Origin of the sequence: Enterobacter sp. 237C8, from assembly GCF_034106865.1 — a bacterium.
In the GTDB taxonomy this organism is placed as follows: domain Bacteria; phylum Pseudomonadota; class Gammaproteobacteria; order Enterobacterales; family Enterobacteriaceae; genus Enterobacter; species Enterobacter asburiae_B.
Genome location: NZ_JAWNDF010000001.1, coordinates 1421743 through 1433442, shown reverse-complemented (window position 1 = coordinate 1433442; position 11700 = coordinate 1421743). Strand labels below are relative to the sequence as shown.

Here is an 11700-nt window from a genome sequence, read left to right as displayed (position 1 = left end):
AACGAAAATGGCAAAGGATACTACGTTTGAAATTCGGGCCGGTCATGGCCAGCAGTTGGGGGCGAATTATGACGGGAAGGGCGTCAACTTCGCGCTGTTCTCCGCTCACGCCGAGCGGGTGGAACTCTGTCTGTTTGACCCGTCCGGGAAAAACGAAATCGCCCGGCTGGAGCTGCCGGAATATACCCATGAGGTCTGGCACGGCTATGTGCCGGACCTGAAGCCCGGCGCGCTGTACGGCTATCGCGTCTACGGCCCTTACGATCCGGAAAACGGCCACCGCTTTAACCCGCACAAGCTGCTTATCGACCCTTACGCCCGAGAACTTGTGGGCGATATCGACTGGAACGATGCCCATTTCGGCTATGAGCTGGGGCATGACGAGTTAGATTTAAGCTTTGACACGCGCGACAGCGCGCCGTTCACGCCGAAATGCAAGGTCATCGACCCGAACGCCTTTGACTGGCAGGACAACAGCCGGCCAAACGTGCCCTGGCCGCATACCGTCGTCTATGAGAGCCACGTGAAGGGCTTTACCCAGATGAACCCGGCCATCCCGCAGGAGCTGCGCGGCACGTTTGAGGGGATGGGACACAAAGCCTCGGTCGACTACATCAAGAGTCTTGGCATCACCTCGGTGGAGCTGCTACCGGTGCACTGGTTCCCCGACGACCAGCACCTGCTCGACCGCGGCCTGAAGAACTTCTGGGGCTATAACACCCTCGGCTTTTTTGCTCCGGCGTCGCGCTACTACGGCCCGGCGGGGATCCAGGGCTTTCGCGACATGGTGCGCGCGTATCACGATGCGGGCATCGAGGTGATTCTGGACGTGGTATACAACCATACGGCGGAAGGAAATGAGCTTGGCCCGACGCTTTCGTTTAAGGGGATTGATAACTACAGCTATTACCGCACCCTGCCGGACCAGCACCGGTACTACATCAACGACACCGGGACGGGAAACACGGTCAACACCTCGCACCCACGCGTGCTGCAGATGGTGATGGATTCGCTGCGCTACTGGGCGGAATCGATGCATATTGACGGTTTTCGTTTCGACCTGGGGACGATACTGGGCCGCGAGCCGGAAGGATTTGACCCGCGCGGCGGTTTCTTCGACGCCATGACTCAGGATCCGGTGTTATCAAGACTTAAGCTGATAGGTGAACCCTGGGACATCGGTCCCGGCGGGTATCAGGTCGGCGGTTTCCCGCCGGGCTGGGGTGAGTGGAACGACAAATACCGCGATACCGTACGCGAGTACTGGAAGGGCGATAACGTCTCCAACGACTTTGCCGCACGGCTGCTGGGATCCGGGGATCTGTATGACCTGCGCGGGCGTCGCCCGTGGGCCAGCGTCAACTTCATCACCGCTCACGACGGCTTTACGCTGAATGACCTGGTGTCGTACAACGAGAAGCACAACGCCGACAACGGCGAGGACAATAACGACGGGCATAACGATAATCGCTCGTACAACTATGGCGAAGAAGGGCCGACGGAGAACCCGGATATTATTGCCACCCGCGAACGGCAGAAGCGGAATTTCCTGACCACGCTGCTGTTTTCCCACGGCACGCCGATGCTGCTGGCGGGGGACGAGTTTGGCCGCACGCAGAAGGGCAACAACAACGGCTACTGTCAGGACAGCGAAATCTCGTGGATCGACTGGAATGGGATAACCGAAAACGACGCTGCGCTGCGCGAGTTTACCCGACGGCTCATTGACCTTCGCGCGCAACAGCCGCTGCTGCGCCGTGAAAGCTGGCGCGACGGGCTGGAGATCCGCTGGTTCAATGCCGGCGGCGGCCCGCAGCAGGCCGAGCAGTGGGATGAAGGCTCGACGCTCGGCGTCTCCATCAGCAGGCCGGATCTCAGGCAGGAGGACGGCATCTGGCACGACGTGCTGATGCTGTTCAACCCGTTTGAAGGGACCGTGCCGTTCCAGATCCCGCAGTTTGGCGAAGGGGGATGGGTGCTGGAGCTGTCTACGGCAGAGGACGCTGCCACCGGGACAGCGTTCACCGAAACCGTAGAGTACGAACTGGCCGGACGCAGTATTACTCTCTTCAGACGTCCTTAGCTCTAGAGTGATGCCGCCGCGCGGGCGGCGGTGTCATACAGGGAGGAGATCGTGCGTAACAGCTGCGCGGTTTCGCCAATCGACTTCCCGGCAATGCCGCTCTCCGCGTGGATTGCGATCAGACACGCCTCCCGCACGTCCCGGTACTTCATACACAACGCTTTCCCTTCCTCGGTAGTCGAGAAAAAGAGCTCTTTGCCCGCTTTCTCGCTCGTCACGTAGCCCGCTTTGACCAGCTTTTTCAGGGCGTAGGTCACCACGTGGGTATCTTCCACGTTAAGAACGAAACAGATATCGGCCAGCTTTTTCTTGCGGTCGCGGTGGTTTACGTGATGCAGCAGCGAGACGTCAAATGCGCCCATATCGGGCTCGCCGGCTGCGGTCATGCAGCGCACCATCCATTTATTGAACGCGTTGCTGGTCATGATCAGCGCGTACTCCAGCTCTGACAGTTCCGCGCAGCGCTCGGACACCAGGTGGCGGGACGAGACGATTCGGCCGTCGTTGATATCGTCGTGAGGGGGGGTAGCACTCTTTTCCGAGGTCATAACGTTCCTTAGCCAGAAATGTAAACTCATCGATAAAATAAGAACATTTTATTGATAATTTGTTTACATGTTTTTGAGGTTCAGATATAGCTTTTTAGCGCAGGTTTTCCGAAACCTGTCGAAAAACACAACATCGCTCGCCGCAAAATAAAAAAATAGCCGTCGGCGCGCAACGCTCACTTTGGATAGGGTAAACGTTATGGACGGTACTACGCTGTTGCCGCTGATCGGGATACCGATCGTGGTTATTGGTTTTGCACTGCGCTTCAACCCGCTGCTGGTGGTCGTAGTGGCGGGGCTGGCGACGGGTCTGCTGGTTGGTATGGATTTCGGGATGCTGCTGGAGACCTTTGGCGAAAAGTTCGTGAATAGCCGATCGCTGGCGACCTTCATTCTGATTCTGCCGGTGATTGGTCTGCTGGAATACTACGGGCTCAAGGAGCGCGCCCAGGCCTGGGTGGCGAAGATCGCCAGCGCGACCTCGGCGCGCTGGGGCTGATGTCGCTGGGCGGTCATGCCCAGACGGTGCGTCCGCTGCTGGCGCCGATGGCCGAAGGGGCGGCGCTGAACGAATACGGCGAGCTGCCGCAGCACATCCGCGACAAAATCAAAGCCCATGCCGCCGCGTGCGACAACATTGCGGTCTTCTTTGGGGAAGATATCTTCATTGCCTTTGGCGCGGTGCTGCTGATCGACGCGTTCCTGAAAGAGAACGGTATTGCGGGCATCGAACCGCTGCATATTGGCCTTTGGGCCATCCCAACCGCCATTGCGGCATTAGTTATTCATATGACGCGCCTGCTGCGCCTGGATGCCAGCATCCGTCGCGACGTCATGGCCTGGCGCGCGGAGCAGGGCATGCAGGGGGCCGCGCAATGATGACGCTTATCACCATTAACCGCGTGTACTATCTGATCGGCTTCGTCGTGATGCTGCTGGTTGTGATGACCCTGCGCGATCGCGCCAATCCGAAGCGTTTTACCACGGCGCTGTTCTGGTTCTTATTCGGCGGGATCTTCCTGTTCGGCGACCTGATGGTGCAGGAGCTGGGGAAATCGCTGGCGTACCGGATCATTGGCGGCGGCGTCATCGCTATCGCGCTGCTGGCGGGTTTTGGTCTGGTCGGAAAAGGCCACTATAAAATGTCCACCGAAGACGAACGTCTCGCGTCGTCAAACCGCCTCAAAAACTGGTTGTTCCTGCCCGCGCTGATGATCCCGGTGGTGACGGTTATCGGGACACTGTTCCTGAAGGGCGTGTCGATTGGCGGCGTTTATCTTCTCGACCAGAAGCAGCTCACCCTGGCGGCGCTGTGCGTGGCCTGCGTCGCGGCGATCCTCACCGGATGGTGGCTGACCAAAGGCACGCCGCTGCACGCCATTCGTCAGTCTCGTCGTCTTGTCGATACCATCGGCTGGGCGGTGATTCTGCCGCAGATGCTGGCCATGCTCGGCGGCGTGTTCGTGGCGGCCAATACCGGTGATTCGGTGCAGAAGGTGGTGAGCCTGTTCGTTAACCCGGATAACCGCTTCATGCTGGTGGTGATTTACTGCGTGGGGATGGCGCTGTTTACCATGATCATGGGGAATGCGTTTGCGGCCTTCCCGGTGCTGAGCGCGGGGATCGCCTTGCCGTTTCTGATCAACGTGCATCACGGCAACCCGGCGCCGCTGCTGGCGATTGGCATGTACGCGGGCTACTGCGGCACGCTGATGACGCCGATGGCCGCGAACTTCAATATCGTTCCCGCCGCGCTGCTGGAGCTGAAAGATAAGTATCAGGTGATCAAGATCCAGATCCCGACCGCGTTAACCCTGCTGGTGGTGAACGTGTTCCTCATGTATTTCCTCGTGTTTCGCTAAGGAGCTGTTATGGAATTAACGCAACATCAGGCTGACGCGTTTGCCCGCATGCCTTTGACCTATTTGCGCCAGGAATACCCGAACCACATCATGCACCTGCTGAATGATGATGGCGACGTTCTGCCGCCTCGCGAACTGCACCCGATTTTCTACGGCTGTTTCGACTGGCATTCGGCGGTGCACGGCTACTGGCTGCTGCTGCGCTGCGTGCGTCTCTACCCGGAGCTGCCGAGCCGTGACGCGATCGTCGCGCTTGTCGACGAGCACCTGACGGAAGAGAACGTGGCGAAGGAGCTGGCCTATTTCACCGCGCCGTTCCGCGCCTCGTTTGAGCGCCCGTATGGCTACGGCTGGCTGCTGGCGCTGGCCCAGGAGCTAAAGCAGTCGTCGCTGCCGCAGGCCGCAGGCTGGTATCAAACGCTGGAGCCGTTAACCCAGGATATTCGCGACAGGCTGGTGGATTATCTCAGCAAGCTCACTTATCCGATCCGCGTCGGGACGCACTACAACACGGCGTTTGCCCTCGCGCTGGCGCTCGATTACGCGCGAGCCGTGGAGGATAGCGCGCTTGAGCAGGCGATTGTGACGGCGGCGGAGCGGTTTTACCTCGCCGACACGCGCTATCCTGCGCACTACGAACCGGGCGGCGATGAGTATATTTCCGGGGCGCTGACCGAGGCGCTGCTGATGAGCAAGGTGTTAAAAGACTTCCCGGCCTGGTTTGACGCGTTTCTGCCGGATGTTGGCTCCGTTGCAGCACTGATGAACCCGGCGGAAGTGAGCGATCGTACCGACCCGAAAATTGCCCATCTCGACGGGTTAAACCTCAGCCGCGCCTGGTGCATGAAGCACATTGCCAGAGCGCTTCCCGCAAACCATCCGGCGCAGCAGGCGCTGCGCGAGGCGGTGACGAAACACCTGACGGCAAGCGTTGAGCATGTTGTCGGCAGCCACTACAGCGGCGGGCACTGGCTGGCGAGCTTTGCGCTGCTGGCGCTGGAGTAAAAGAACGCGCCTTCTTTCTTGCCGGGTGGCGCTGCGCTTACCCGGCCTACATTGTGCAAAGCTTCCTTGTAGGCCCCTGCAAGCGTAGCTCCGCCGGGCGAATCAGGCTGACGCCCGAACCGCAGGGCTCAGCCTAAATTTCTTTGATTTTTAATGCGATTAATATCTTAATCGGTTATTTTTCCGTCATTTGTCTCGAAACAGATATCTTTTTTACTATCGCAAAAGTGTACGATACGCGGTCATATATCCATGTGAAAAGAGTGGTTAATATGGCTGTTATACCTTTGTTACCAAAAGAAGGAATCGCGCTTGCATTGGCAAACATGAGGATTGCAAGAGCGCATGGTATGAGTAGAAATATGGCTATCCCTACAACCTATCTTTGGTTTTATCAAAAAGTAAGAAATAAGGGGCCATGGGATTACAAGCAGGGACACCCTGAGTTAGCGAACTTTGGTAACTTCAATTATGGTTCGGCTGGCTATGCTGCCGGGATACCATCAGAAACGTTATTGATGGGGGCAGGATGGGCGCAGGAAAGAGCTAAAACCTCCAAAAAGAAATGGGGGCACTGGTATCAAAAACCGCCATATGGGGATGATCCTCACGATCAGTTTTGGATAAGTCAAGGGATTGAATATGCAAAGAAACACGGTTATTAAACGGCTTCATTATTTACTCACAACGATTTTATTGATCATTGTTTGCGGGTTTCTGACATATCAATATTATTTTAATGCACCTCCTCACGATAGCTTTGTCAGCAAACAGAAACTATCTGATACCGTCACACTGTACATAACAAAGTATGATGACGGAGGAGCTACGGTGTCGGATGTTTACCGCTTCTATTTAGATAAAGACAGCAGCGGGAACATTATGAAGGCCCTTAAAGAACGCTCGCCGTTCCTTGAAGCCAATACAAGCAATGTTACAGCTTCTGCTTATGGGAACACGGTAAATATAAAAATCACAGGTAAGGTTTATTCATTCACTAATTCGGATCTGTTCTATGCAGATGGTGTAGCGATCATGCCTGTAATTAACCTCATAGCAAATGGAATAAGAGATTAATTAGCATAAGGAGTTTTAGAAATGGCTGTACCAGTACACCTCTTTTTGAAAGACGATGGTGGAGCAATGATCCGTGGCGGTTCTGATGTTGCAGACCGTGAAGGAAGCATAGAGCTTAGAGATCTGATCCATAACCTGAGCATTCCAACAGATGAGGCAACAGGTAAACTTACAGGTACAAGGCAACACTCAGCTTTCAGTTTAACAAAAGCAATTGATTCATCTTCACCCTATCTATACAAAGCAGTGGCTACAGGTCAGACTCTTCAAAGTGCTGAATTAAAGTTCTATCACATCAATGATGCTGGCCAGGAAGTGGAATACTTCAATATTCTTATGGAAGGTGTGAAAGTCATTTCAATAACTCCAGTTATGCATGATACAAGAGATTGTCCCGGTACTGGTCACCTGGAAAATGTATCTTTGCGATACGCAAAAATCACATGGAAAATCCTGGACGGAAATATTCAATACACTGATGCGTGGAATGAACGCCTTACAGCGTAGGCGTTATAAACGAGCAGCGCCGAAAGGCGCTGCAACAGTTTACGCTGATGCCCGAACTGCAGGGCGCAGCCGACTCACGCTAAACAACACCGACCCCGTCGAGGCGATGACGGCTATCCACAGCGCAAAATGCACGGCCCGGTCATGGTCTGATTCGGTCGTTGCAAGCAGTACGCCCACCGCGGCGGCGCCGAGACACTGGCCGAATGTCCTCACAATCGACAACACGCCGGAGGCGTAGCTGGCATATTCCCGCGCCACGTTAGAGAGCATCTCCCGGTTATTGGGGCTCTGGAAGCAGCCAAACCCAATCCCGCAAACCAGACTGCGCAGGCTGATATTCCATGCGGAAGGATTTTCCGGCAACGTCGCTAGCAGGACCAGCCCACAGACAAAAATCATCAGCCCGATTGTCGAGATCAGCGGCGCGGAAATCGTATCTGCCCATCGTCCCGCGTGCGGCGCGATCAGCACGATGCCAATCGGCCACGGGGTGAACAGCAGCGCGGAGACCACCGGGCTGTAGCCATACACGCTCTGAAACAGAAACGGCAGCGCGACAAAGGTGATGCCCTGACTGACAAACGAGGCCAGCGAGGTCAGGGCTGCGAGGGCAAAGCGTCCGTTTTTAAACATGACGGGCGGCAGTATGGGACTTCGCGCGCGCCGAATCCGCCAGATAAAGGCGAGGGCGCTGACCAGCGCGAGCAGCTCCCAGCCCGTGGCCGCCTGGTTGATGTTTTGCGTCACGTGCTGAAGGCTGTCGGCCAGCATGATCGCTGAACCTAACAGCGCGGCGGAGAGCACGGCGCCCGGCGCGTCAAAGGGCGAGCGGTCAACGGCCGTTTCCCGCGGCAAGGCCCGCCACGCCAGCAGCAGGGCGACGCTGCCCGGAACAATGTTAATGGCGAACAGCCACTGCCAGCTCAGCGCGTCCAGTATGGTTCCGCCAAGCACGGGGGCAATCGCCGTGCTGGAGGCGATAAGCAGGGCGTGCAGCCCCAGAATACGGCCAAGCAGTCGACCCGGAAAAACGGATCGCAGGATCGCCGGGGCGATACTCAGGGTGGCCGCGCCGCCGATGCCCTGCAGAATACGCATGCCGGTTAACATTTCCGGCGTCGCTGCCAGCGCGCAGCCGAGCGAGGTGAGCGTAAAGGTGGCAAGCCCGGCAAGAAACACCGGGCGATAGCCCACGCGCGCCGCCAGCGCCGCGAAGATGGCTAACGTCATTGCCGCTGAAAGCAGGTAACCGTTGGAGAACCAGACCGCAACGTTTGCGGGTACCTGCATCGCCCTTGCCATGGAGGGCAGCGCGATGTTGATCATGGTGCCGTCAAAGACGCCCATCAGCGTGGTGGTCATGACGGCGGCCATAACCCGGGCGCGTTCATGACCGGGTAAGCATTCATCGCCGGGCAGGTTTGAAAAAAGCGTCATCGTCGTTACTCCGCATAAGAATAGTGATGACGAAACTATAAGCATGCGGTATACAGGGCGGAAGACGCATCAGCTGCACTTAACCGTTGCATATAACGCCTTATCTTAGGAGTCACCGTGTCCGATCCTGACTTTAACCTTCTGGTTGCGCTCGACGTTCTGCTGGCCGAAGCCAGCGTGGCGGGCGCGGCGCGACGTTTGAACCTCAGCACTTCCGCCATGAGCCGCACCCTGAGCAGGCTGCGGGAGGTGACCGGCGACCCTATTCTGGTGCGGGCCGGTCGTCATATGGTGCTGACGCCCTGGGCCGAAGCCACGCGGGACCGCGCCAGAACTGCCGTGCATGAGGCGAGGGCGGTGCTGCAGCCCTCCACCGACTCGCTGAAGGTGGAAAATCTCGAGCGGCTGTTCACCATCAGAGCCAACGACGGTTTTGTGGTGGCGTTTGGGCCACTGCTGATTGCGGCGGTGGCGAGCGTTGCGCCCGAGGTGTGCATCCGCTTCTCGCCAAAACCTGAAAAAACGTCGCGCTATTTGCGCGAAGGGCTGGTCGACCTGGAGATCGGCGTGCAGAGCAATATGGGGCCGGAAATACGGCTGCAACGGCTCTTTCAGGATAGGTTTGTTGGCGCGGTGCGTAAGGGACATCCGCTGTCATTACGGCCTGACGTCAGCCTTGACGATTATGTCGCGTGGGGCCACGTGGTGGCCTCGCCGGACGGATCGCTACACGGGTTTGTCGATGACGCGCTGGCGGAACGGGGGATGAAGCGCAAGGTCGCCAGCGTGGTGCCTGGATTTCCAACGGCGCTATCCGTGGCGCTGGCGTCCGATCTGATTGCCATGGTGCCGGCGCTGTACCTGCTCAATCAGCCGATGAACGAGCGCGTACACGTCTTTGAACTGCCGTTTAAAACCCGGACCATTACGGTGTCACAGATGTGGCATCCGCGCATGGAAAGGGAACCGGGGCATCGATGGCTCAGGGAAAAAGTACTGGAAGTGTGTCGGGCCGTGCGCTGACGCTCAGGCCACTTTTCCCGGCACGATGAGGATGAAGCGCGTCGATACCGCATCCGATTCCACGCGGACTTTTCCGTGATGCGCGGAGACGATGGACTTCACGATGGCAAGCCCGATCCCGCTGCCTTCGCCTTTGCGCTGCCTTGACGGATCGACGCGATAGAAACGGTCAAACAGCTTTGGCAGATGCTCTTGCGGGATCGGCGTACCGGGATTTTCTATCATCAGTTCAACGTCGTTATCCTGTTCTCTGATGGAGACCGTCACCGCTTTCCCGGCTGGCGTATAGCGCAGGGCATTGGAGAGCAGATTATTTACTGCTCTTCTGAACATCTGCGGATCGCCTTCTATCAGGCAGGGCATCCCGTTAAATTTCAGCGTAACGTTGCGTTCTTCCGCCCAGGCTTCGAAGAAATCGAAGACTTTCATGACCTCCGCACTTAAATCAAACACCACCCGGTCAGGGACGAGCTGGTTATTATCCGCCTGCGCCAGGAAAAGCATGTCGCTGACCATGCGGGTCATCCGGTTGTACTCTTCAAGGCTGGAGTACAGAACGTCTTCCAGCTCTTTCTGCGAGCGGTCCTGGCTCAGCGCGATTTCCGTTTGCGTCACCAGGTTGGTGATGGGGGTTCTGATTTCATGCGCGATATCGGCGGAAAAATTCGCCTGGCGGGTAAAGACATCTTCAATCTTTTCGATCATATGGTTGAAGGAGATGACCAGCTGTTCCAGCTCAACGGGCACGCGGGACGGCTCCAGCCGCGCGTCGAGGTTTTCTGAAGTGATATTTTTAATGGCGTTGCTGACGTTACGCAGGGGCAAATGTCCCTGACGAACCGCGATGCGAATGACAAGAATAATCAGCAGGCTGATCGCCGCGGCAATCGCCAGGAGATTCTTTTTCAGCGCCTCAAGGTAGTGCAGATGAAAATTGATGGAGAGCCCGATCAGCATCACGTAGCCCTGCGTTTTGCCCTGCAGCGTCGCCGTGCCTGAAGAGGCGATAATCCGGTACGTTTCCATTTTCATGTCGGACCCGGCGTGCATGTTTGCGGCAGAGTCTTCAACCGTCCAGAGAAACACATCCTGCGCGCGGCGGTGTTCGCTGAAGTCCGCCGCGTTCATCGCAGGGCGCAGTGCTGCCCCCTGCGCCGAGCTGAACAGGATATTGCCCTGCGGATCCAGGAGCAGGACGGCCACATTGCGGTAGCTGGCGATAGACTCTTTGATTTTACTGATTTTCTTTTGGTCAGGATCGACCGGAGACTGCAGGATGCGGTGCATCGCGGTGCTGATTTGCTGTAGGTCGCTGACATCCTGCTCGGCGAAGTGCTTTTCAACGGAATGCAGCATAAACCAGGTAAAGGCGAAAAAGGCCAGTATCGTGGAGAGACTGATAAAAAAGGTCAGCCGCAGGGCAAGCGAAAAAGGGCGCCCGGGAAGCTTAACGCGCATCCGGCACCTCCAGCATATAGCCCACGCCGCGCACCGTCTGGATCAGCTTCGGTTCAAAATCGTTATCGATTTTCGCGCGAAGCCGCTTTACCGCCACGTCAATTGCGTTTGTGTCGCTGTCAAAATTCATGTCCCATACCTGGGAGGCAATCAGGGAGCGGGGAAGCACCTCTCCCTGATGACGCAGGAAAAACTCCAGCAGGCTGAACTCTTTGCTGGTTAACGAGATGCGGCTTCCGGCCCGGCTTATCTTTCTCGACACGAGGTCAACCGTCAGGTCCGCCACCTGAAGCTGGCTTTCCGCGATCACCGTATTTCCGCGTCTCAACAGCGTCCTCACCCGGGCGAGTAGCTCGGCAAAAGCGAATGGCTTAATCAGATAGTCATCCGCGCCCAGCTCAAGCCCTTTAACCCGGTGTTCAATCGTGCCGAGAGCCGTGAGTAACAGGATGGGCATCCCTTTTCCCGCAGAGCGGAGCATGCGGACAATGTCCCAGCCGTTCACATCGGGCAGCATGATATCCAGAATCAGCAGATCGTATTCAGCGGTCATGGCGAGATGGTAGCCGTTCAGGCCATTATCCGCGTGGTCCACCACAAATCCTGCTTCAGTCAGCCCCTTACTCAGGTACTCACCGGTTTTCATTTCGTCTTCGACGATCAGTATTTTCATCGTGCTCCCCTGACTGGCTGCTGA

At 56.9% G+C, this 11700-nt stretch carries 11 protein-coding genes and 1 pseudogene; 8 read left to right on the top strand and 4 right to left on the bottom strand.

Features of this window, described 5'->3' with window-relative positions; genetic code table 11:
* The first annotated feature begins 7 nt into the window (after positions 1-7).
* Positions 8-2083: a glycogen debranching protein GlgX gene (glgX, locus tag USF70_RS07025; protein WP_087822603.1), complete on the top strand. Its 2076-nt coding sequence runs from the start codon at positions 8-10 to the stop codon at positions 2081-2083.
* 2 nt (positions 2084-2085) lie between these two features.
* On the opposite strand, the gene USF70_RS07020 is transcribed toward glgX, so the two are convergent.
* Positions 2086-2631, bottom strand: coding sequence for a winged helix DNA-binding protein (locus tag USF70_RS07020; RefSeq protein WP_039262429.1), 546 nt, complete (start codon positions 2629-2631; stop codon positions 2086-2088).
* Between the two features lie 199 nt (positions 2632-2830).
* Between USF70_RS07020 and USF70_RS07015 the strand changes: the two are divergent.
* From USF70_RS07015 to USF70_RS06990, 6 genes and pseudogenes are all read left to right on the top strand, one after another.
* A pseudogene (locus USF70_RS07015) lies at positions 2831-3510 on the top strand (DUF969 domain-containing protein).
* A complete protein-coding gene (locus USF70_RS07010; RefSeq protein WP_047741882.1) occupies positions 3507-4493 on the top strand; it encodes a DUF979 domain-containing protein in 987 nt (328 codons plus the stop codon). Before USF70_RS07015 ends, USF70_RS07010 begins: the two are co-directional and overlap by 4 nt.
* A gap of 9 nt (positions 4494-4502) precedes the next feature.
* Positions 4503-5498 carry a DUF2891 domain-containing protein gene (locus USF70_RS07005; protein WP_320735458.1) on the top strand — a complete coding sequence of 332 codons (996 nt, stop codon included), beginning with the start codon at positions 4503-4505 and terminating at the stop codon, positions 5496-5498.
* Between the two features lie 272 nt (positions 5499-5770).
* Positions 5771-6163 carry a polymorphic toxin type 44 domain-containing protein gene (locus USF70_RS07000; RefSeq protein WP_032668456.1) on the top strand — a complete coding sequence of 131 codons (393 nt, stop codon included), beginning with the start codon at positions 5771-5773 and terminating at the stop codon, positions 6161-6163.
* Positions 6141-6575 (top strand): hypothetical protein, encoded by a 435-nt coding sequence (locus USF70_RS06995; RefSeq protein WP_047060899.1) that lies wholly within the window; start codon positions 6141-6143, stop codon positions 6573-6575. The genes USF70_RS07000 and USF70_RS06995 overlap by 23 nt, the downstream gene beginning before the upstream one ends.
* A gap of 21 nt (positions 6576-6596) precedes the next feature.
* Entirely contained in the window at positions 6597-7082 is a 486-nt protein-coding gene (locus USF70_RS06990) for an Hcp family type VI secretion system effector (RefSeq protein ID WP_023311839.1), read from the top strand.
* 39 nt (positions 7083-7121) lie between these two features.
* Here the strand turns inward: USF70_RS06990 and USF70_RS06985 are convergent, their stop codons facing one another.
* Positions 7122-8522, bottom strand: coding sequence for an MFS transporter (locus tag USF70_RS06985; RefSeq protein ID WP_320735457.1), 1401 nt, complete (start codon positions 8520-8522; stop codon positions 7122-7124).
* Positions 8523-8639: 117 nt separating this feature from the next.
* On the opposite strand from USF70_RS06985, the gene USF70_RS06980 reads away from it, so the two are divergent.
* On the top strand, positions 8640-9545 hold the full coding sequence (locus tag USF70_RS06980; protein WP_320735456.1) for a LysR family transcriptional regulator: 906 nt from the start codon (positions 8640-8642) through the stop codon (positions 9543-9545).
* 3 nt (positions 9546-9548) lie between these two features.
* Here USF70_RS06980 and USF70_RS06975 read toward each other — a convergent pair whose 3' ends face one another.
* Both USF70_RS06975 and USF70_RS06970 read right to left on the bottom strand, forming a co-directional pair.
* Positions 9549-11003 carry a Cu(+)/Ag(+) sensor histidine kinase gene (locus USF70_RS06975; RefSeq protein ID WP_318592217.1) on the bottom strand — a complete coding sequence of 485 codons (1455 nt, stop codon included), beginning with the start codon at positions 11001-11003 and terminating at the stop codon, positions 9549-9551.
* Positions 10993-11676, bottom strand: a complete 684-nt coding sequence (locus tag USF70_RS06970) for a copper/silver response regulator transcription factor (RefSeq protein WP_167819183.1) — start codon at positions 11674-11676, stop codon at positions 10993-10995. The genes USF70_RS06975 and USF70_RS06970 overlap by 11 nt, the downstream gene beginning before the upstream one ends.
* Positions 11677-11700: the final 24 nt, after the last annotated feature.

Excerpts from the sequence above, each read along its gene's own strand:
- glgX (WP_087822603.1), top strand. The coding sequence starts at position 8 with ATGGCAAAGGATACTACGTTTGAAATTCGGGCCGGTCATGGCCAGCAG.
- USF70_RS07020 (WP_039262429.1), bottom strand. The coding sequence starts at position 2,631 with ATGACCTCGGAAAAGAGTGCTACCCCCCCTCACGACGATATCAACGAC.
- USF70_RS07010 (WP_047741882.1), top strand. The coding sequence starts at position 3,507 with ATGATGACGCTTATCACCATTAACCGCGTGTACTATCTGATCGGCTTC.
- USF70_RS07005 (WP_320735458.1), top strand. The coding sequence starts at position 4,503 with ATGGAATTAACGCAACATCAGGCTGACGCGTTTGCCCGCATGCCTTTG.
- USF70_RS07000 (WP_032668456.1), top strand. The coding sequence starts at position 5,771 with ATGGCTGTTATACCTTTGTTACCAAAAGAAGGAATCGCGCTTGCATTG.
- USF70_RS06995 (WP_047060899.1), top strand. The coding sequence starts at position 6,141 with ATGCAAAGAAACACGGTTATTAAACGGCTTCATTATTTACTCACAACG.
- USF70_RS06990 (WP_023311839.1), top strand. The coding sequence starts at position 6,597 with ATGGCTGTACCAGTACACCTCTTTTTGAAAGACGATGGTGGAGCAATG.
- USF70_RS06985 (WP_320735457.1), bottom strand. The coding sequence starts at position 8,522 with ATGACGCTTTTTTCAAACCTGCCCGGCGATGAATGCTTACCCGGTCAT.
- USF70_RS06975 (WP_318592217.1), bottom strand. The coding sequence starts at position 11,003 with ATGCGCGTTAAGCTTCCCGGGCGCCCTTTTTCGCTTGCCCTGCGGCTG.
- USF70_RS06970 (WP_167819183.1), bottom strand. The coding sequence starts at position 11,676 with ATGAAAATACTGATCGTCGAAGACGAAATGAAAACCGGTGAGTACCTG.